At 68.8% G+C, this 20,354-nt stretch carries 20 protein-coding genes; 13 read left to right on the top strand and 7 right to left on the bottom strand.

Annotated features, from left to right (window positions below; all coding sequences use genetic code 11):
* Nucleotides 1-61 precede the first annotated feature (61 nt).
* Both AB0B55_RS24295 and AB0B55_RS24290 read left to right on the top strand, forming a co-directional pair.
* Nucleotides 62-751, top strand: coding sequence for a GntR family transcriptional regulator (locus AB0B55_RS24295; RefSeq protein WP_357124771.1), 690 nt, complete (start codon nt 62-64; stop codon nt 749-751).
* Nucleotides 748-1,845 (top strand): tartrate dehydrogenase, encoded by a 1,098-nt coding sequence (locus AB0B55_RS24290; RefSeq protein ID WP_357173988.1) that lies wholly within the window; start codon nt 748-750, stop codon nt 1,843-1,845. Before AB0B55_RS24295 ends, AB0B55_RS24290 begins: the two co-directional genes overlap by 4 nt.
* 157 nt (nt 1,846-2,002) lie before the next feature.
* Here the strand turns inward: AB0B55_RS24290 and AB0B55_RS24285 are convergent, their stop codons facing one another.
* From AB0B55_RS24285 to AB0B55_RS24270, 4 genes are all read right to left on the bottom strand, one after another.
* Entirely contained in the window at nt 2,003-2,533 is a 531-nt protein-coding gene (locus AB0B55_RS24285) for a VOC family protein (RefSeq protein WP_355047774.1), read from the bottom strand.
* A gap of 106 nt (nt 2,534-2,639) precedes the next feature.
* Nucleotides 2,640-3,488 carry an alpha/beta hydrolase gene (locus AB0B55_RS24280; RefSeq protein WP_357124776.1) on the bottom strand — a complete coding sequence of 283 codons (849 nt, stop codon included), beginning with the start codon at nt 3,486-3,488 and terminating at the stop codon, nt 2,640-2,642.
* A 13-nt stretch (nt 3,489-3,501) separates the two neighbouring features.
* A complete protein-coding gene (locus AB0B55_RS24275) occupies nt 3,502-3,879 on the bottom strand; it encodes a hypothetical protein (RefSeq protein ID WP_357173985.1) in 378 nt (125 codons plus the stop codon).
* Nucleotides 3,880-4,381: 502 nt separating this feature from the next.
* Nucleotides 4,382-5,350 (bottom strand): NADP-dependent oxidoreductase, encoded by a 969-nt coding sequence (locus AB0B55_RS24270; RefSeq protein WP_357173982.1) that lies wholly within the window; start codon nt 5,348-5,350, stop codon nt 4,382-4,384.
* Nucleotides 5,351-5,442: 92 nt separating this feature from the next.
* On the opposite strand from AB0B55_RS24270, the gene AB0B55_RS24265 reads away from it, so the two are divergent.
* Entirely contained in the window at nt 5,443-6,042 is a 600-nt protein-coding gene (locus AB0B55_RS24265) for a helix-turn-helix domain-containing protein (RefSeq protein ID WP_357124786.1), read from the top strand.
* A gap of 211 nt (nt 6,043-6,253) precedes the next feature.
* Entirely contained in the window at nt 6,254-6,646 is a 393-nt protein-coding gene (locus AB0B55_RS24260) for a nuclear transport factor 2 family protein (protein WP_357173979.1), read from the top strand.
* Between the two features lie 22 nt (nt 6,647-6,668).
* Here the strand turns inward: AB0B55_RS24260 and AB0B55_RS24255 are convergent, their stop codons facing one another.
* Both AB0B55_RS24255 and AB0B55_RS24250 read right to left on the bottom strand, forming a co-directional pair.
* Entirely contained in the window at nt 6,669-7,085 is a 417-nt protein-coding gene (locus AB0B55_RS24255) for a hypothetical protein (RefSeq protein WP_357173976.1), read from the bottom strand.
* 209 nt (nt 7,086-7,294) lie between these two features.
* Complete coding sequence (locus AB0B55_RS24250) at nt 7,295-7,750, bottom strand: hypothetical protein (RefSeq protein WP_357124792.1); 456 nt, start codon at nt 7,748-7,750, stop codon at nt 7,295-7,297.
* 100 nt (nt 7,751-7,850) lie between these two features.
* On the opposite strand from AB0B55_RS24250, the gene AB0B55_RS24245 reads away from it, so the two are divergent.
* Together AB0B55_RS24245 and AB0B55_RS24240 are read left to right on the top strand one after the other, a co-directional pair.
* Nucleotides 7,851-9,422 (top strand): nucleotidyl transferase AbiEii/AbiGii toxin family protein, encoded by a 1,572-nt coding sequence (locus tag AB0B55_RS24245; RefSeq protein ID WP_357173973.1) that lies wholly within the window; start codon nt 7,851-7,853, stop codon nt 9,420-9,422.
* Complete coding sequence (locus AB0B55_RS24240) at nt 9,347-9,592, top strand: zinc-binding dehydrogenase (RefSeq protein WP_357173970.1); 246 nt, start codon at nt 9,347-9,349, stop codon at nt 9,590-9,592. Before AB0B55_RS24245 ends, AB0B55_RS24240 begins: the two co-directional genes overlap by 76 nt.
* A gap of 268 nt (nt 9,593-9,860) precedes the next feature.
* Here the strand turns inward: AB0B55_RS24240 and zwf are convergent, their stop codons facing one another.
* A complete protein-coding gene (gene zwf, locus AB0B55_RS24235; protein WP_357124802.1) occupies nt 9,861-11,354 on the bottom strand; it encodes a glucose-6-phosphate dehydrogenase in 1,494 nt (497 codons plus the stop codon).
* Between the two features lie 406 nt (nt 11,355-11,760).
* Between zwf and AB0B55_RS24230 the strand changes: the two genes are divergently transcribed.
* The 7 genes from AB0B55_RS24230 to AB0B55_RS24200 all read left to right on the top strand — a co-directional run bounded on the left by AB0B55_RS24230 (nt 11,761) and on the right by AB0B55_RS24200 (nt 20,062).
* On the top strand, nt 11,761-12,498 hold the full coding sequence (locus AB0B55_RS24230) for an ABC transporter ATP-binding protein (protein WP_357125693.1): 738 nt from the start codon (nt 11,761-11,763) through the stop codon (nt 12,496-12,498).
* Nucleotides 12,495-14,660 carry an FtsX-like permease family protein gene (locus AB0B55_RS24225; RefSeq protein WP_357173967.1) on the top strand — a complete coding sequence of 722 codons (2,166 nt, stop codon included), beginning with the start codon at nt 12,495-12,497 and terminating at the stop codon, nt 14,658-14,660. The genes AB0B55_RS24230 and AB0B55_RS24225 overlap by 4 nt, the downstream gene beginning before the upstream one ends.
* Nucleotides 14,661-14,833: 173 nt before the next feature.
* Nucleotides 14,834-15,673 carry an ABC transporter ATP-binding protein gene (locus AB0B55_RS24220; protein WP_357124808.1) on the top strand — a complete coding sequence of 280 codons (840 nt, stop codon included), beginning with the start codon at nt 14,834-14,836 and terminating at the stop codon, nt 15,671-15,673.
* Entirely contained in the window at nt 15,670-16,491 is an 822-nt protein-coding gene (locus tag AB0B55_RS24215; RefSeq protein ID WP_357124811.1) for an ABC transporter permease, read from the top strand. Before AB0B55_RS24220 ends, AB0B55_RS24215 begins: the two co-directional genes overlap by 4 nt.
* Entirely contained in the window at nt 16,470-17,630 is a 1,161-nt protein-coding gene (locus tag AB0B55_RS24210) for a sensor histidine kinase (protein ID WP_357173963.1), read from the top strand. Before AB0B55_RS24215 ends, AB0B55_RS24210 begins: the two co-directional genes overlap by 22 nt.
* A complete protein-coding gene (locus AB0B55_RS24205) occupies nt 17,627-18,244 on the top strand; it encodes a response regulator transcription factor (protein WP_357124820.1) in 618 nt (205 codons plus the stop codon). Before AB0B55_RS24210 ends, AB0B55_RS24205 begins: the two co-directional genes overlap by 4 nt.
* A gap of 426 nt (nt 18,245-18,670) precedes the next feature.
* A complete protein-coding gene (locus tag AB0B55_RS24200) occupies nt 18,671-20,062 on the top strand; it encodes a hypothetical protein (protein WP_357124823.1) in 1,392 nt (463 codons plus the stop codon).
* Nucleotides 20,063-20,354 lie beyond the last annotated feature (292 nt).

The raw sequence follows: 20,354 nt of genomic DNA, 5'->3' as shown, positions 1-20,354 counted from the left end.
CTGTAGCAAACTCGTCAACAGTTGCAAACGAACTTGCTATGTCATGCGCTAGAGTGCGGTCATGACGACAGCCGGCACGCTCGCCGACCAGGCGTACCGACAAGTTCGCACCGCGATCGCCACCGGCGAACTCGCGCCGGGGGAGAAGGTCACCGAACGCGGCATGGCCGAGCGGCTCGCGGTCAGCCCGACACCGGTGCGTGAGGCCCTGCGCCGGCTGGAGCTCGACGGGCTGATCGAGCGGATCGGGCCGCGTACCGTGCTGGTCGCCGCCATCCGCGACGCCGCCATCGACGACCTCGCGGAGGTGGAGGTCGGCCTGCGTGGCCTCGTCGCCCGCTTCGCCGCCCGACACGCCACCGCCGAGCAGCTCGACGCGCTGGACGGCATTCTCGACCGTGCTGACGACCTGCTGATCCTTCTCAAGGAGCGGTCCGCCCAGGGCGGGCCGGTCGAGCGGCACCTCGCCGAGCTGTTCGACACCATGCAGCAGTTCAACGACACGGTCAGCGCCTGCGCGCACAACCCGGTGCTGGTCCGGATGCTCGAGCAGAGCCGCGTGTTCTCCCGCCCGCAGCGTCGGGAGCTGCTTCTGCAACGGGTGGCGGAGGACGACACGTTCGGCCTGGAGCGATACAGCAGCCACCGGGCCCTGGTCCGGGCGCTGCGTGCGGGCGACTCCGCCGCCGCGGAACGCATCGCGCTCGAGGACTCGCAGGGCGGCCTCGCGGCGCTTCGGGAGGCGCCGTGACCACCCACCGGATCGCCGTCATTCCCGGTGACGGCATCGGCAAGGAGGTCGTCCCGGCCGGCCTCGACGCGCTGCACGCCACCGCACGTCGTTTCGGCCTGACGCTCACCTTCGACAGCTTCGATTTCGCCAGCGCCGACTACTGGCAGCGGCACGGCGCGATGCTGCCGCCCGACTGGGAACAGACGCTGCGGGGCTACGACGCCATCTTCTTCGGCGCGGTGGGCTGGCCGGAGGTCGTGCCCGACCATGTCTCGCTCTGGGGCAGCCTCCTGCAGTTCCGGCGGGTCTTCGACCAGTACGTGAACCTGCGCCCCTGCCGGCTCATGCCCGGCGTCCGCAGCCCCCTGGCCGGCCGGCACCCGGGCGACATCGACTTCGTCGTCGTCCGGGAGAACACCGAGGGCGAGTACTCCAGCGTGGGCGGACGGATCTTCGAGGGCACCGACCGGGAAACCGTCCTACAGGAGACGATCATGACGCGCGTCGGCGTCGACCGTGTCCTGCGCTTCGCCTTCGAGCAGGCCAACCGTCGCCCGAAACGGCACCTGACGTCCGCCACCAAGAGCAACGGCATCTCCATCTCCATGCCGTACTGGGACGAGCGGGTGGCCGCGATGGGCGAGCGGTTCCCCGACGTTCGCCTCGACAAGTTCCACATCGACGCGCTCGTGGCGCAGTTCGTGCTCCACCCGGAGTGGTTCGACGTGGTCGTGGCCAGCAACCTGTTCGGCGACATCCTCTCCGACCTCGGCCCGGCCTGTACCGGCACCCTCGGCATCGCCCCGAGCGCCAACATCAACCCTGAGCGTGAGCACCCGAGCCTGTTCGAGCCCGTGCACGGCTCCGCACCCGACATCGCCGGCAAAGGCATCGCCAACCCGATCGGCCAGATCTGGTGCAGCTCGATGATGCTGGAGCACCTCGGCCACCCCGAGGCCGCCGCCCACCTGCTCGGCGCGGTCGAGGACGTCCTGGCGTACGGGCCCGGACAGGCACCACTGACCCCCGACCTGCACGGCACCGGCACGACGGCGGAGCTGGGCCGGGCGATCGCCGAGAGGGTCAGCGAACGCCCGTCCGCCACCGCATGAGGTGGCGGCGAACGGACCGCTCCGGGTGCCGTTGGGTGTGCGCGGAGTCGGGCATGCCGGTTCCTCTGGGTGATGCTGGTACCGACGGGCGGCACCTTTGCGTCGATCCTGATGAGGGGCCCGAACCGCGGGCCGTCACCGGGTTACGAGACATTGCTCAGTCTTCGTCCTGCCACCTGCGCAGATCCGTCTGGTCGTGATAGGGCATGCGGTCCGGAGTGGTGATAAATTCCATCGTCGTGCCCCAGGGCGTGCGGCAGTAGCAGACCTTGTTTCCGGGACCTTGTTCGGTGGTATAGGGAATAGCGCGAGGCTCCGTGAGGGGAGTGCCTCCGGCTCTTCTGAGGCGCTCGACCGAGGCGTCGATGTCGTCGGTGTAGAGGCCGAAGTGCGTGATGCCGAAGTCACTCGGTCGGACCGGCTGGGCTTGTTCGGGGCCGTGCATTTCGAAGAGTTCGAAATCCGGTCCGGTTCCGATCTTGACCATCGCCTGCGCGCGCACGGCCGTTCCGGGGTGAGCGCCAACGGCCCGCTCGAATTCGGGTCCCTGTCGGGGCGGATCCTCCGGTCCGAAGGACTGGTAGATCACCTGGGCGCCGAACGCTTCCACGAAGAACGTTTTCGCGGCTTCGATGTCGGGCACCGTGATGCCGATATGATTGACGCCGCGAATGACAGGTGGGGTCATGACCGTATTCCTTTCTTGTTCAACCGATCGACCGGCACGGGGTGTGAACGCAGTTCGCCCGTAGTGTCGCGATCCGCCCGGCCCGCGATGGCGCAGTCGCAGAGCTTCACTTGGCCGTGAGGAACTCGATCAGGGCGGCCGCGACCTCATCCGGCCGTTCCTCCGCGAGATAGTGGCTGGACCGCGCGATCGGGCCGCCCGTCACATTGCTGGCGAACTCCTTGAGCATCGGCACCATCTGTGCGCCGAAGCGCTGGTCCCCGCCGAGACCCAGCACCGGAATATCGAGCGGTTGCTTCTTGTAGTCGAGCGCGGCCGCATGGTCGGCGGCGAGGGTCCGATACCACTCCATGCCGCCGCGGGTGCGACCAGGAAGCGCCATCGCCTTCGCGTAGATTTCGATGTCCGCCGGATTGAAGGTGCTGTGATCGTAGAACCGCTCAGCCATGAAGGTCGAAATATACTCATACTCACGGCCGTGGATCAGGCGCTCGGGCAGATCCCGGTTCATGTGGAAGCTGAAGTGCCAGAGCTTCGCGGTCGACGCCTCCCACTCGGTCCAGCCGGGAAGCGGAACGTCCAGGACGGCCAGGTGGCTGACAGCCTCCCGATAGGTGGTGGCCTGCGGCAGGGCGACCATCCCGCCGATGTCATGTCCGCACACGGCATAGCGCTTATGCCCAAGGGCAACCATGACTTCGTGCGCGTCGCGTGCCATCGTCGCCTTGTCGTAGCCGTCGAGCGGGCAGTCGGAAAAACCCGCGCCGCGCAGATCGATGGCCACCACGCTGAAATGCTCGGCCAGCAGCGGCATCGCACGGTGCCATCCCCACCAGGTCTCCGGCCATCCGTGAAGCAGAAGGATCGGCGGGCCTGAGCCTCCGGTGACGGCGTTGACCTTGATGCCATTCGCCGGCACCAGTTGCTGGCTGAACCCCTTCAAGGTTGCGATCATGGCCGCCCTCCAGTCAGAGGTTGACGTTCAGACAGGGTTCGCGGCCAGCGCTCAGGGCTGGTCGAATTCGATGGCGGGCGTGTGTTCCGCCAGGCGTCGATATCGCAGCGGACGGCAGTCGGCCTTCGCTCAGCGATCGAGTGTGCGATCGGGCCGAACGAAGCCGGGCGTCGTCGTCGTCGACCGCCTCGTCAACCCCGCCGAAGGTCTCGACCGCCGTTGCGTCCGCTGCCTTGGCTGCCGCCGCATCGGTCACGTCCAGCGGCAAGGTGATCGTGCGGCCACCGAGAACCGCGGCCTTTTCCTCGACCGTCTTCACCTCGCGGGCCGGCGCGATGGACCGATCGCGCTGTGCCTCAGCGAGCGCGGGCCGCCGGACGAAGCCGCTCAAGCAGCCTGTTGTGAGCCACTTTTCAATAGCTCCTCTCCGAGTTGTTTCCAGACGGCGTAGAGCTGTCGCCGCCACGAACCGCCATATCGGCCATGATCGACCAGTCCTTGCGCGCCTGAGGTCAAGCTACCGCGACCAGGTAGGTTCCGGGCACGTAACTGGTGAGATCCCATGAGAGCGTGGTTGGGAAGGGTCCTTGTGGGCCGCGTAGCCGCATAACAACGGCGATCCGGGCCGGCAGGTGGCGCGGCGGCTGCGCGTCTTGGCTACCCCTCCGATCTGCCCGATGCCCAGTGGGCGCTGATGAGGCGTTCAGGCTGGGTCGCCGATGGACATGAAGTCATCCGCCAGCAGGGCGTTCAAGCGGTCGGTGTCGGCGTGCAGTTCGGCGTGGTCGAATGCTTGCTGGAGTTCGCGGATGTCAGCTGTCACGTGAGGGTCCTGTCGCGCGCGCGTGGGGTGGTAAAAAGTCTTTGTCGAGAAGCGCTGATGGCAGTGTGTTTCACATCGTGACGACGAGCTTGCCGGTCGTGTGCCGGCGGACGAAGTCGACGCATGCTTGAGCGCCCTGGTCGAGGGTGTAGCGGCGGCCGATTGTGGCCGGTAGTTCTCCACGGACCGCAAGTTCACCGACTTCCCGCATCCCGCCGAAGGCGCCGTCCATGTCCAGCACGAAATGCAGACCGACGTCGTCACGGCCAATCCAGTCCTGCTGCGGTACTGGGTAAGTGATCGTGAGAAGGCGTCCACCCGGGCGGATGACGCCTGCGACTCCGGCAAGGTCGTCACTCGGCAGGGTCAGGTTGATCGCGACGTCGACGTCGGAGGGGTATTCGGATTCCGCGTACCCGATGGTTTGGTCGGCGCCGAGAGCGCGGAGGATACCGGCGTCAGCGGCGGTCGCTGTGGCGATCACCCGAGCCTTCGCGGCGGCGAGCAGCGGGACCACCGCGGTTCCGACGCCGCCGGTCGCGCCGACGACCAGGACGGTTTCTCCTGGCCGCACCTTGGCGGTTGCCATCAGCGCCCGTGCGGTCAGGCCGACGATGGGCAGGGCGGCCGCCTGTTCGATGTCGAGGCCGGCCGGGCGGTGCGCCAGGAACGGGGTGTCGGCCTCGAAGACCGCATACTCGGCCAGTGAGCCGGTGCTCAGCGACGGCCGGGTCGTACCGGCCATCGCCCGCAGCGCCCGCGGCACAGCCTGACCGAAGACCTCGTCGCCGACCTGGTAGGCCATCACGCCCACGCCGACCTCGCTGACCGTGCCGGCGAAGTCGTTGCCCGGCACGTGTGGGAACTCCAGTGGCACGACGTCACGGAAATCGCCGCTGGGCAGCCGGACATCGGCCGGGTTGATCGAGGCGGCGGCGATCCGGACCTGGATCTGCCCCGGCCCAGGCTGGGGCACCGGCACGTCCCCCACGGTGTATTGCTCGGGCGGCCCGTAGCCGGTCACGACAACTGCCTTCATGCGCTTCCTCCATAAACGGACCGGGCGGTCATGTTATCGGTCGCCAAGCTAGCAATAAACGGACCGCGCGGTCAACTTGCTAGGGTGGCAGCGTGACCTCGACCCGCCCGTTGCGTGCCGACGCCGCCCGAAACCGGCGGCTGCTACTGGCAGCCGCCGCCGATGAGTTCGCGGAGCGTGGCCTGGACGTCTCGGTCGCCGACATCGCCCGCCGGGCCGGCCTCGGCAAGGGCACCCTGTTCCGTCACTTCGCCACGAAGGATGACCTGCTCGCCGCGATCGTCCTCGACCGGATCGACGCGCTCAACGCCGTCGGCGAACAGTTGCTCGACGCAGCGGACCCGGGTGCCGCGCTGCTGGAGTTCCTCACCGTCGCCGCAGACCAACAACGGCAGCGCGACCTGTCGTTCCTGCAGGAAGCCGGCGAACTGAACACGGACGTCACCAGGGCCCGCGAGCAGATGTTCCGCACAGTGCACGAGCTTGTCGATCGGGCTCGTGAACACGGCGCCGTGCGGGCCGACGTCACCGGCGCCGACGTCATCCTGCTGATGTGCGCACCCAACTACGTCACCAGCTACGTGCCGGACGCCCCGCCCGACCTGTGGCAGCGATACCTTGCCATCATCTTCGACGGCCTACGTCCGGAAGGTGCCCACCCGCTGCCCCACCCGCCGCCAGCCGCCCCTTGATGCCGCAACACAGGGTCTGACCGCCGATGCTGCTGGCGCGTCTGCGTTCGCTCGGCTGAACGCGCTTACGGGGGAACGGAGACCGCCGGCCGCACCTGGTTGAGCATGGTGGCAAGCAACGTCATGGACATGTCTATGACGCAACATCACCGCACAATCCACCAGCGGATCGGCCGACCCAAGATAAACGGCGAGCCCGTACGCTGGGACGGTGATCGACTTTCGTGCGGCGGTCGAAGCGGGCGATCTCGACGCCATTGAGGCGTCGCTGGCCGACAACGTGGTGTTCCGCAGCCCGGTCGCGTTCAAGCCCTACCAGGGCAAGCCGATCACTGCCGCGATTCTGCGGGGTGTGTTGCGGGTGTTCGAGGACTTCCGGTACGTCCGGGAGTTGAGCGGCGAGGGCGGTCGGGATCACGCGCTGGTGTTCGAGGCGCGGATGGGTGATGTCGCCGTAGAAGGCTGTGACTTCCTGCATCTGGATGAGAGCGGCCTGGTCGACCAGTTTACGGTCATGGTTCGTCCGCTGTCCGCCGTGCAGGCCTTGGCCGCCGCGATGGGCGCCGAATTCGACCAGATCCAGCGCGAGGCGACCACCGGCTAGGTGTGCTGTCCAGGGAGGTTGGTCAACCTGGTGATGGGCGGGTTTGCCGGCGGTAGCGGTGTGGGGCCGCGGTGATTGTGGTGGTGGAGCCGGGCGGGTAGAGTCGCTCTCGTGAGGCGTTCAGTGCAGCCTGGACAGTGGGCTTGCACTGGGCAGCGAAGGTGTCCGCGAATCGCTCGTGGTCCGACCGTCGCTGGACGTTGCCCACCTTTCGCACACGGTGTTGAAGCAGATGATGGCCAAGCTCGTGCAGCAGTACGTCAAATCGCATGAAGTCCCGCAGCCGAACCGCTTCGCGTGCCGGTTGTTCGTAGAGAAGGATCTCGCCCGGTGCTCTGGTCTTGCCGTAGAGGACTGATCGGCGGTCGAAGTCCTCGGTCTGCCGCAACTCGATGACGCGTAGTCCGTACCAGGCGGCGGGCCCGACGACCTCCAGCACCTCACGAACGTCACATCCGCTGGCCGGATGCGCGAATCCCGGTCGCGCTGCGTGTACGTGGATCCGGATCCGGTCCAACCCGGGAGCGCGACGGAGCGCCTGACGCGCCCGGGGATCTGTACGCAGGCTTCGGCTCACATCGCCCATGCTCGGCGACCCCACGGTGTGCGACAACGGGTTTTCGCCGCGGAACCTACGCCCGCGCGGGCTCAGTACGGCTGGCCGCACACCTTCCAGGCGTCGTCCTCCTTCACCAACGCGAACAGGTGCCGGTCGGTGAAGCCGCTGTCCAGGGTCAGGGCCATGTTCACCGTCGCGGACGTGCGGCCGTTGACGCTCGACACATTGACGCCGGTGACCTTATGGCCGCGGATTTTCGGCTGCTTGGCGACGCCCTGGACGAAGGCCTCTCTCGTGTACCTGACGCGCGTGTCGCCGCACAACAGTCCGTACGCCGCGTCCGCATCCTCCGCCTCCAGGTCGCTGACGAACGACTCGGCGGCCTGCCGCGCCGGATCCGTTGCCCCCTTGACTCCCTTGTACAGGAAGAAGCCGCCGATGCCGGCGCCACCGCAGCACAGCACGACGAGCACGCCAACGACGATCAACACGGTTCGCAACGTCCGCCGCTTCGGCGGTTGGGGCATCTGGTACGGGTGGGTCATGGGTATGGACGGTAGGGGATGCGAGAAATCCTCGGTGCCCCGTCCATGCCGTGCGGGAATCGCGTTTCCCGGCCTGCTGGCCGTGCCATAGACTCCGCCGGTGCTTGCGGTGTCGGGGGACTTCGAGATCCACATCACGGCGTTCGCTCATCACGCCGAGAAGCTGTCGGCGTTCGCCGCCAAACGCGGCCTGAAGTTCGTCCATATCGTGCTCGATCGTGGCGCCAACGTCTCTCAACCGATGCTCACCCTGACCGGCCGAGGCGCCCTGACCGATCAGGTTGCCGCGGTGCGGCACTGGCGACGCGAACTGCGCGAGGCAGGGATCCACCCGTGCCGTTCGAAGATCGAGGCGGCGCCGTGGTGCGTCGGCGTACCGCAGTCGGATGAGCAGGCGGCAGTCGAACCCGCTGACCGGTACTTCGAGCACCACGTCAAACTGCTGCTCCCCAGTACGACGGTGGCGGATCTGATGGCTCTCACTGACCTGGTCGCTCCGCACGGGGCACGGTTGTCACGTAACGCTCGCCGGGAGCTGGTGGACGGCGCGCAGGAACGGTTCGTCAACCAGCGATGTCACGGTGTCGGGCTCGCCACGGCCGGGCGGCGGCTGGACGAGCTTGTCGCGACCCTCCGGGCCGCCGGCCACGAGCCTAGGGCCGTGGAGCAGGAGTACGTCGTCTCCGACAGCGACCTGCACCACGACCACGGTTGGCTGGAGTCGGCCACGCCGAGGGCGAGCGGTTGGGCGCGGGAGCGTGAGATCCGGATGAGGTCGGCGCCGGCTGGCTCGCCGGACTACCCGCCGACCTACCGGCCGCTACCCGTCAGCCCGGCCGTGCGTCAGAAGGCGGCGTTCGACCCCGCTCTCCGGCAGTACCCGAACGCCTACCACGCCGGAGAGCCAGACTTCGTCGTGGAGGCCACCGGCCAGCTGTGGACCATCGCCCGGCGTGCCGCCATGAATCACGTCCTGGCGGCTATCGCCACAACAACCTGGGTTCGGCACCTGGTCCTGCGTGGCAGCGTCACCATGGCGACCTGGGTCGGCGACGCCGCCCGCGAGCCGGGCGACCTCGACTTCGTCGTCACTCCGCACACCATCGCCAGCGACAGCACCGACGCTCGCGCGCTGCTCGATGACATCAAGACCGCCGTGCGAACCGTGCCCGGCGCCGGCCTGCAACCAGACCGGATAACCGAGGCCGCCATCTGGACGTACGAACGAGCTGACGGACGCCGCCTCGTGATCCCGTTCAGCACCCCGGGGGCGCCGGACGGCCACGTACAGGTCGACGTCGTCTTCGGTGAAGAGCTTCCCCTCCCACCAGAGGTGCTGACACTGCCTGACATCGATCAGCCGGTACTGGCCGCGCCCGCCTCGCTGGCGCTGGCGTGGAAGCTGCTGTGGCTGGCCACCGACAGGTACCCGCAAGGCAAGGACCTCTACGACGCGGTCCTACTCGCCGAACACGCCACCGTCGACCGAGCCCTCGTCCGCCAGCTCATGCGACCCGAACTCGGCGCCGAAGCGGACGACTTCACTGCCGAAACCGCCTTGTCCTGGCAGGTCGACTGGATCAACTTCACCGACGAGTGTCCCGGTATCACGGGCACCGCCGATCAGTGGACCAGGCGGCTGGCGCTGGCCCTCGATCACGCCTGGAGCTGAATCGCCAGGCGGATATTTGTGCTGGGTGTCCCGGCGCTGGACGGGGTCAGTGCTCGTCCGGCCGGGTCCGTCCGATCGTGCACAGGCGGTTGCCCCTCGACGAGGCGGTCAAGGCGCACGAGCTGATGGAGGCCCGTACGCAGCTCGGCAAGGTCGTACTCGTCCCCTGAGGAGCCCGCCACCCCTGATCGACGGCGGCGGTCGTCGCCCTGCGGGCGCGACCGGCGCTTCGCGTCGTGCCGAGGACGAACGGGTCTCCGACCGAGTACGGGGTGACGTTACGGCCGCCCGGCCGGCGGGCCGACCACCCGGAGGCAGTCGGCCCACCCGTCCCGACCACCCCGTGGGCTGGCCACGCCGCTGCCGCTCGCCCTCGGCCGACCGCAGGTGGCCGAGTGCGCCGCGACCGACGGACCCGTCCATCGTCTCGTGGCAGGGTCACGCGGAGTTGCGCCACTTGCGGCCATTTCGGCCGATGAGCCGGTCGGCGTCGGTCGGGCCCCAGGAGGCGGCCTCGTAGGTGGGTATCGGCGACTCGTCCTTTGCCCAGTTGTCGATGATCGGGTCGACGATCCTCCAGCACTGCTGCACCTCGTCGCTGCGGATGAAGAGCGACGCGTCACCGATCAGCGCGTCCAGGAGTAGCCGCTCGTACGCCTCCGGAGACTCCTCGACGAACGTCTGGTCGTACGAGAACTCCATGGTGGCGGTGCGGACCCGGAAGGAGTGGCCCGGCACTTTGGCGCCGAAGCGCAACGAGATGCCCTCGTTCGGCTGGATCCGCAGGATCAGCGCGTCAGCGTCGAGGCCGGTGAGCTGATCGGTCGGGATCGGCAGGTGCGGCGGCCGTTGGAACTGCAGTGCCACCTCGGTGAGCCGGGCCGGCAGGCGCTTGCCGGTGCGTACGTAGAACGGCACCCCGGCCCAGCGCCAGTTGTCCACGTTGAGCCGCATGGCGGCGTAGGTCTCGGTCCGCGACAGGGGATCGACGCCGGCCTCCTCGCGGTAGCCGGCCATCAGCTCCTCGCGGGTGCCGCCCCGGGTGTACTGACCCCGGACCGCGGCGTCGGCGATGTCCCGGTCGGTGGGGAGGCGGATCGCCTGCAGCAGCTTCACCTTCTCGTTGCGCAGGCCCTCAGCCTCGAATGAGGCCGGCGGCTCCATCAGTGCCAGCGCGAGGACCTGGAGCACGTGGTTCTGCACGATGTCCCGCATCGCGCCGGCGTCCTCGTAGAAGCCGCCGCGGCTGCCGACGCCGAGGGTCTCGGCGACGGTGATCTGCACGTGGTCGACCCAGGAGCGATCCCAGATGGGCTGGAAGATCGAGTTCGCGAAGCGCAGCGCCAGGACGTTCTGAACGGTGTCCTTGCCCAGGTAGTGATCGATACGAAAGACCTGGTGCTCGTCGAATGCGCTGTGCACGACGCCATCGAGTTCGCGTGCCGTGACCAGGTCCCGCCCGTACGGCTTCTCGATGACCAGGCGGGAGAATGAGCCTTCGCGTGGCTGGTTCAGCCCGACTCGGGCCAGTCCGTTGATCACCGGCTCGAAGGCCCCGGCCGGGGTGGACAGGTAGAAGAGCCGGTTGCCGGACGTGCCCCGCTGTGCGTCGAGTTCGTCGAGGGTCTCCACGAGTCGCTTGTAAGTTTCCGGGTCGTCGTAGCCGCCGGCCACGTACCGCACGCCGCCCTGGAGTTGGCGTTTGCTGGCGACGGCGTGTTCGCCGAGTGCGCTCTCGGCGAACTGCTCGTCGGTCATCGACGTGCGCGCGACACCGACGAGCGCGAACTGGTCCGGGAGCCGCTCGTGCCGGGCCAGGCTCTCTACCGCGGGCAGCAGCTTGCGCCGGGTCAGGTCACCGGAGGCACCGAAGATTACCAGCGTGGCCGGCGGGGCACTCCGCTCCTGGATGAGCGGGGATGCGTGGTCCATGATCTGCGTTCCTCCGGGCACAAGGGGTGTGGGTTGGGGGTGCAGTGCTGTCATGCCGGGGATTGTGTGGCGGTAGTGTCCGGCGGCCCCCCGGCGTGGCCCGTTGGTTGCGGAGCTTGAGCGTCGCATGCCGGCCGGGGGGTCGGCGACCCGGTGACGATCGGGTGCCCCGCCGCTGAGCCGGATCGGCACGCAGAGCTGGGCGGTAAGGCTGCTCAGGCCCAGTCCGGGACCTCTCGGCCGTCGCCCTGCCCCTGGTGGCTGGACCGCTCGGGCCGGACGCCACTGGAGGTACAGCCTGCTGTACCGGAAGACGCCCGCTGGCTTCAGCGATCTCGGCCGCCGGGCGACCTAGCGTTCGGGTGTCAGCGAAAAGCGCACACCGAGAGGCCTAGTGATGATCGACATGGTCGCGGTCCGGGTCGAAGGAGTCAGCCGGACCTACGCCACCGACGGGGAGCCGGTCGTTGCGCTCGCCGGTGTTGAGGCGAGCTTCGCCCGCGGTACGTTCACGGCGGTCATGGGTCCGTCCGGCTCCGGCAAGAGCACGCTGCTGCAGACCGCCGCCGGCCTCGACCGACCGACGTCGGGCCACGTCTGGATCGGCGACACCGAGCTGTCCACGCTCTCCGAGACCAAGCTGACCGAACTGCGGCGGGATCGCATCGGCTTCGTCTTCCAGGCCTTCAACCTGGTCGGCGCGCTCACCGTCGACGAGAACATCGAGTTGCCCTCGAAGCTCTCGGGCAGGCGGCCCGATCCGCGATGGTTGGCGGAGGTCATCGAACGCGTCGGGCTGGCGGATCGTCGGTCGCGTCGGCCGTCCCAGCTCTCCGGTGGCCAGCAGCAGCGGGTCGCGATCGCCCGGGCACTGTCGGTCCGGCCCGACGTGATCTTCGCCGACGAGCCGACCGGGGCCCTCGACACCGAGTCGGCCGCCGACGTTCTGGCCCTGCTGCGCTCGGCGGTCGACGACTTCCACCAGACCGTGGTGATGGTGACCCACGACCCGGTCGCCGCCGCCTACGCCGACCGCGTGCTCGTGCTGGCCGACGGTCGCATCGTCCGCGACCTGCCGCCCCTGGGCGCTGAGAAGATCGCCGAGGTGCTGGCCACGACGCGCATGACGGGAGCCATCCGATGACCGGTCTCGCGTTGCGTCTGCTCCGGCAGCGCCCCGCTTCCGCCATCGCCACCCTGGTGGCCCTGGCCGGTGGGGTGATGATCCTGATGACCCTGGCGGTCTTCGTGCAGTCCGCGCTGCTGTTCCGGCCCCCACCGGAGCAGTTCGCGGCGGCCGACGTGGTGGTCGCCCATCGGGAGCTGACCGTGACCACCAGGGAGTTCGGCGACACGACCACCACCCGGGTGCCGCTGCCCGAGGGCACCGTCCGGGTCGGGCTGGCCGATGAGATCCGCGCGGTCCCCGGCGTCACCGACGTCCGGTTGGTGGGGGCCGAGGGTGGCGTCGCGTCGGCTGTCGAAGTTCAGGCCCGCGCGGACGCGTACGGGGCGATCGACCGGCTCGCCCGGCAGGCCGGTGTCGAGTCGTACACCGGGATGGACCGCGGCTGGGCCGAGCAGTCCGACTCGATCGCGGCCCGCTCGTTCCTGCTCACGGCCGGCTCGGCGTTCGGCGGCTACGTGGTCCTGCTGATCGTCGGGGTGGCGGCGGGCACGATCGGCCTGTCGGTCCGGCATCGTCGCCGCGACCTGGCACTGCTGCGGGCAGTAGCCGCCACCCCGCGCCAGGCGCGCCTGCTGGTCGTGGCCGAGGGGGTCCTCGTGGCTCTGGCGTCCGCCGTGCTCGGTGTGCCCGCCGGTCTCTGGTCCACCCACTGGGTGCACCACCAGCTGGTCACCCGGGGCTTCCTGCCCGCTGACTTTCCGATCGTCAACGCCGGGGTCGCCGCTGCGGCCGCCGTCGCGGTGACCGTCCTGGTGGCAGCCTCCGGGGCGTGGATCGCGGCGCGGCGCATCGCCCGCATCCGCCCGGCCGAGGCGCTCGGTGAGGCCGCGATCGAACCAACTCGCGGCGGCCGGATCCGGCTCGTCTCCGGCCTGGTCACGTTGGGCGGCGGCGTGGTCTCGCTGTTCTTCGCCGCCGGGCTGTCCGGCACGGCCGCGCTGGCCACCGCGGTCGGCATGCTCTACCTGCTCGTGATCGCCGTCGCGCTGCTCGCGCCCTGGATCAACGGATTGGCCGCCCGGCTGATGTCGCCGGTGTTGCGGACGGTGTGGCGCGCGCCGGGGGAACTGGCGGCGGCCAACCTGCGGGTCAACGCGCGCGGAATGTCGGTCGTGCTGAGCGCGCTCGTGCTGGCGATCGGCTTCGGCGGTTCGGTCTGGTTCCTTCAGGACAATCTCCAGCGGCAGACCGTCACGCAGAGCCGCGACGGCATGCTGGCCGACCGGGTGCTGACCGCGCCGCACGGCATCTCGTCGACGGAGGTGGCGAACGTACGCCAGATCCCCGGGGTCGAGGCGGCGACCGGCGTCCGGAACACGTCGGTGGTGGTCCGGGTCCTCGACGGTGCTGAGCCGGTCGTCGCCCGGGCGGTCGACCCGAGCGGGCTTACGTCGACGATCGACGTGAAGGTGCGGGAGGGCAGCCTGGCCGAGCTGACCGACGGAACCATCGCCGCCTCGGCCCTGCAGGCCTCGTCCTCGGGCTGGAAGGTCGGCCAGACGGCCGAGATCTGGCTGGCGGACGGCACACCGGTCCATCCGCGCCTGGTGGCGACCTACGACCGTGGGCTCGGCTTCGGCGACGTGCTGCTGCCACAGGAACGCGGTGTCTACGACGAGATGCTCGTGCGTACCACCGGCGACGTCGACCAACGGCTGGCCGCCTTCGGTACGGTGACCGACGCCGGCACCGTGACCGGGCGGTTGAACCGCGACCTGGCCATCTCAGCCTGGCTCAACAAGCTGCTCATCACCGTGCTGATCGGCTATTCGGCCCTGGCCGCCGGCAACACCATGGTCATGGCCGCGCTGGCCCGCAGCCGGGAACTCGCGGTGCTCCGCCTGGCCGGGGTGACCCGGCGGCAGGTCCGGCGGATGGTCGAAGCCGAACAGGTGGGCCTGCTCGCGACGGCGCTGACGCTCGGTGTGGCGATCGCCGGGATGACGCTGATCGCGGTCGTCCACGCGCTCACCGGCACGCTGATCCCGTACGTCCCACCGCTGGGCTGGGCCGCGGTGCTGGGCGGCGCGACCGCGCTGGCCCTGGTAACCACGATCCTGCCGGTTCGGCGGTTGCTGCGGACCCCACCGGTCCGCGCCGCGGGTTCCAGGGAGTGACGCGCAAACTGTCCGGGTGAATTAGCAGCTCGACGCCGGCTGGTCGTCCCCCGTCAGGTGCTGTCGAAGCCGAGTTGCTCGCCCAGCTCGATGAGGTCCACCGTTCGATGGACAGTCGCTGACGGTCGAGCGGTCGTTCCGCGGGAAGGGCCGTGACCGGCACTGTCGACGGTATGACAGCCATTGAGGTCATCGGCCTCCGCAAGGCCTATCAGGGACACGAGGTGGTGTGCGGCATCGATCTCACGGTCGCCCGGGGCGAGGCCTTCGCGCTGCTCGGCCCCAACGGAGCGGGCAAGACCACCACCGTCGAGATACTTGAGGGACACCGCCGCCGCGACGCCGGCGATGTCCGTGTTCTCGGCGAGGACCCGGGCACCGCAGGACGGGCGTGGCGGGCGGGGATCGGGATCGTCCTGCAGAACGCCGACGACGCGGCCGACCTCACCGTCCGCGAACTGGTACGGCACATCGCCGGGCTGTATTCCGACCCGCGGCCGGCCGACGAGGTGATCGAGCTGGTCGGTCTGACCCAGAAGCGCGACAGCAGGATCCGTACGCTCTCCGGCGGGCAGCGTCGCCGCGTCGATGTGGCGCTCGGCATCGTGGGACGCCCGGATCTGCTCTTCCTCGACGAGCCGACGACCGGCTTCGACCCGCAGGCGCGCCGGCAGGTCTGGGAGTTGATGCGCTCGCTCGTCACAGAGGGCACCACGATCCTGCTCACCACCCACAATCTTGAGGAGGCCGAGGCCCTGGCCGACCGGCTCGCAGTGCTCGCGGGCGGTCGCATCGTCGCCGAGGGCACTCCCGCCACGCTCGGCGGTCGCGGCACGGTCGGCACCGCCACGGTGAGCTGGCGGGAGAACGACGGGCGACGCGTGGAGAAGGTGACCGATCCGACCGATCTGGTCCGCCGGCTGGTCGCCGGGGACGCTGACCTGCGCAGCCTCACGGTCACCCGTCCGACCCTCGAAGACGTCTACCTGACCCTGATCGGAGCGGGGGAATGACCGCCGTCCTGCTGTCGGCCGCCCTTCCATCCACCCTGGCAAGCGGCCTGAACCGAGGGCGCGTCGAGCTGCTCATGTTTCTGCGTGACCGCACCGCCGTGGTGTTCACCTTCGGGTTTCCGGCCATGATTCTGTTGCTGTTCGGGACCATCTTCGACGGCGGCGACGACCGGAGCGGCGTCAGCGCGAGTCAGGTCTATTCCGCCAGCATGATCGCGTACGGCGCGTTGTCGACCGCGTTCGTGACGATGGGCTCGGGGCTGGCGATGGACCGCGAGGACGGCACGCTCAAGCGCCTGCGCGGCACGCCGCTTCCGGCGGCCGCGTATCTGATCGGCAAGCTGGTGCTGGTGCTCGTGCTCAGCATCGCCGAGGTGGTCGTGTTGGTCGGCGTAGGTGCGCTCGTCTTCGGCATACCGCTGCCCGACACGTCGCACTGGCTCACGTTCGGCTGGCTCTTCCTGCTGTCGACCGCGTCGTGCGGGCTGCTCGGCGTGGCGGTCAGCGCGATGGTCACGCACGCGCGCACGGCGGGGACGATCCTCAACGTGCCGGTGGTCGCGCTGCAATTCATCTCCGGCGTCTTCATCCACCCCATCACGCAGTTGCCGCACTGGCTGATCGTGGTGGCCTCGTTCTTTCCCGTGAAATGGATGAGTCAAGGCTTCCGCTACGTCTTTCTGCCCGACAGCATGAGGGCACTGGAGGCCAACGGCCGGTGGGAGCTCGGCCGCACGGCGTTGGTGCTCGGCGCCTGGACTGTGATCGGATTGGTGCTATGCCTGGTGACCTTCCGGTGGAACCAGAAAGATCGCTGAGGCAGGGTGAGGCGCACGCCGGTTACCTGTTCTGGTGGGACGCCTACTTCGGACTGGTCGCGGCGGCGGTGGCCGCCGCGACCGTGGTGATCGACGGTCACCTGCTGTGGCGCCGCTGGCTGGCAGTGGGCGCCATCGCCGCCATGGCGATGCTGCACGTGACGGTCGGTCGGCGGCAGATCCGGCGCAACGCGGATGACGGCGCGGCCCTGGCAGTCCTGCTGACGTACCTCACGTTCTACGTCGTCGCGGTGGCGGCCGCACCCTTCGCGACCTGGCTGTTGTTCGCGGTCATCCCGCTCATCTTCCAGCTCACGGACGTGCGCGCGGGGATCGTGCTGGCGATCCTCGCGAACCTGGTCACCCCGGCGGTCAACCTCGTCGAGGAGCCGCACGCGGTGCCCACCGATCTGCTGATCGCGGTCATCACGGGGACGGCGAGCATCTGGGTCAGCTTCTGGATCATGCGCGTGATCCGGCAGAACGTGGAGCGCGGCACCCTCATCGACGAGCTCGAGGCGAGCCGTGCCGAAGTGGCCCGCCTCTCGCACGACGCGGGGATCTCCGCCGAACGGGCCCGCCTCGCCAGCGAGATCCACGACACGCTCGCGCAGGGCTTCACGAGCATCGTCACGCTGCTGCAGGCCTACGACCCGGAGCTGCGCGACGCGCGTCTGGCGTTGGCGGTCCGTACCGCGAAGGAGAACCTGGCCGAGGCGAGGGCCCTGGTGGCGGCGCTCTCGCCCGCCGCGCTCGCGTCGGGGTCGCTGCCCGACGCCGTACGCCGTCGAGCCGCCTACTTCAGCCAGGAAACCGGCGTGACCGCCACCGTCCGGGTGATCGGGGCGCCCCGGGAGCTGCCCACACCGGTCGAGGTGGTCCTGCTGCGGGCCGCTCAGGAGGCGCTGACCAACGTACGCCGGCACGCGCACGCCACCGAGGTGCAGGTGGTGCTGGCGTACGACGACCGGGGCGTACGCCTGGTCGTGCGGGATGACGGACGCGGGTTAGCGTCCGACGGCCTCGATGGGTTCGGGCTCGCCGGCATGCGCTCGCGCGCCGAGCAGGTGCACGGCATTCTCACCGTCCACGGCGGACCGGCGGGCGGCACGATCGTCGAGCTGGAGGTGCCCGCGTGATCCGCATCGTGCTCGTCGACGATCACCCGGTCGTACGGATGGGCTTGCGCGGCATGCTCGACGCCGAGGAGGACCTGACGGTGGTCGGCGAGGCGTCGTCGGGGCCGGAGGGCGTGCGGCTCACCGCTGAGCAGCACCCGGACATCGTGCTCATGGACCTGCGCATGCCGGGCGGGGACGGAGTCGAGGCGACCGGGCGCATCCGCACCCGCGTTCCGGGCGTCCGCGTGGTGGTGCTCACGACGTACGAAGCGGATCGGGACATCCTGCGGGCGATCGAGGCCGGCGCCAGCGGTTATCTCCTCAAGGACGCCACACCGGCGGAGCTGGCGGAGGCGGTCCGGGCCGCGGCCCGGGGCGAGACGGTGCTCGCGCCGAGCGTCGCCGCCACGCTCGTGCGACAGGTGCGGCACCCCGCGCCGCCGGCCCTCTCGGCCCGCGAGGCCGAGGTTCTGCGCCTGGTCGCGCGAGGGCTCACGAACGCCGACATCGGGCGGGAGCTCTACCTCAGCGAGGCCACCGTGAAGACCTACCTACTACGCGTCTTCGGCAAGCTGGACGTCGCCGACCGCACGGCCGCCGTCACCACGGCGCTGCACCATGGCCTGATCTGACCCCACGGGTACGCCTCAGCAACGCCGTGTGGTGTCCGCTGGTCCTCCCAGTGGAACTCGAACATGCCGGCCTCGATGCGCAAGGGGCCACCCGCAATAGGCGATCTGCCGGATCTCCGAGACATGTTCGGGACTGTTCGGAACGGAAACCCCGGCCTCGTCGCCTTGAGGTCGATATCGAAAGAGGGCTAGCTTCAGCCTTTATCGATGCGTGGTGTGGGACGCGAAATGACATTTCGCGCCACCGGGTGCCGCTTTTGGTCACGACGAAGTGTGTCGATGCAAAACCTGGCGACCAATATGGCCGATCGGTCTGCTGCGACTGGCAGGCCGATGCCCGACGACACGCCATGACAAAGACCTAGGCAAGGGAGGATTTACATGCTCGGCAAAGGACGCTGGTCTGGCCGCGGTCACCGTCTGGGGTTGGCCTCCCTGCTCGTGACGGTGTTGGTGATGGTGTCGTCCGGGCAACCGGTCTATGCCGCCAACCTCGGCAGCGAGCCGACCCTGCCCTACGCGCAGCCGAACAACGCCAGCCTGCCCAGAGCGGGATGCGACACGACCGCCACCGACCCGACGAATCCGCCGGCCAGCAGCCCGGCGGCGGTGCAGGTGATCTATGCGTGGAACAACTCCACCGGGAACCAGTACGCGACGAACGTCGAGCATGCCGCCCGCGTCGTGGATCGCGTTGACTGGCTGCTCGACCAGGCCAGCAACTACGACCAGCACGTGAAGGTGAGCTGCCGGTCGACCACCACCAGCACGTACAACCAGTACGCGCAGGCGCTGGTGACGCCGGTGAAGATCGACACCACGAACACCGACTTCTGGTCGATCGCGAACGAGCTTTCGGCCAAGGGGTACGACGACAGCAACCGCTGGTATGTGGTCCTGACGGAGTTCCCCGCGCCGTCCGCGTCGGCGCACTGGTGTCCGAGCAGTGGCGGTAGCGGCTGCGTCTCCATCGTTGAGGCATGGGACAGTGGGGTCGTCGGGCACGAGATGGCGCACCTGCTCGGTGCCGGTCACGCCTACATGAGCGAGCACGTGTGGCAGGACTCCAACGGAAACTGGCAGGCCGAGCAGTACTGCCCCGACATCATGATGTGCGCTGGCGACTGGTGGGCCTTCGACCTGGGCTACCGCCAGAACTACGACCCGAGCGAGACCAGCGCGCGGTTCTATGTGGACAACTATCCGTCGACGACGACGAACAACGCAGCGGTTCACCCGCTGCTCACCTCGCCGGTGTGCTGCGACGTCGGTGCCAACAATGACCTGCTGACCGCGCAGGAACGGACCATCGAGGCGCAGGCGCCGGGCACCTCGAACCCCACCGGGTTCACCACCTCCGGATCGGGGGCAGCCATCTCGGTGACACCGCAGGGCTCGTATGCCGGCATCTCCGCCCGCTACTTCGACAACCGTCGCTCGTTGCAGTTCGTCAGCTCGCCGCAGTCAGCCGAGAAGTCGGTCATCGTGAGCCGTAGGCCGTCGGTGACAGCCGGGCACAACTACAAGTTCTTCGTCCGGCTACGCGCCGACTCCGGGACGGCCGCGCTGCGGATGCGGTGGTACAACTCGGCGGGCACGCTACTGTCCACGTCGCCCGGCAACTCGTTCGGCCTGACGTCGAACTGGTGGGAGTGGTCCCACGAGGCGGTCGCGCCGGCGAACGCGGCCAGCGTGCAGATCTCCGTGGTGGCACCGGCCGGTGGTTCGCAACCGTCGACCCTGACCATGCACGTGGACACACTGCAGCTGACCGACTGTAGTGCCAACCAGAACTCGCTGTGCCGGCCCACCACCTGATCCCACCTGGGTGATCCGGCCCTTCCCCACGTCGCCCGAGCGCGACGTGGGGAAAAGGCGAGTCAGCTTCTTCGTACCGTGGCGCCGGCTCGAATCGCCCGCGGCATCTCGGCGACATCGTCGACACGACCCACCAGCATGCTAAATTCGTCGCCCACACGGGTGAGTTCAACTCGACCCGGTAGGTGATGCCGCTCGATATGCGTGGTCGGCTGCTCGGCTGGTCGAGACCGGGGAGCTCTGCCGGGCGAGGGTGGCCGTGCTGTCGTAGCGGTGAGCGTTGGCCAGGGCG

Origin of the sequence: Micromonospora sp. NPDC049107, from assembly GCF_040648595.1 — a bacterium.
Taxonomy (GTDB): domain Bacteria; phylum Actinomycetota; class Actinomycetes; order Mycobacteriales; family Micromonosporaceae; genus Micromonospora.
Note: the sequence above shows the minus strand (reverse complement) of the source record. Positions and strands in the feature narration are given on the sequence as shown.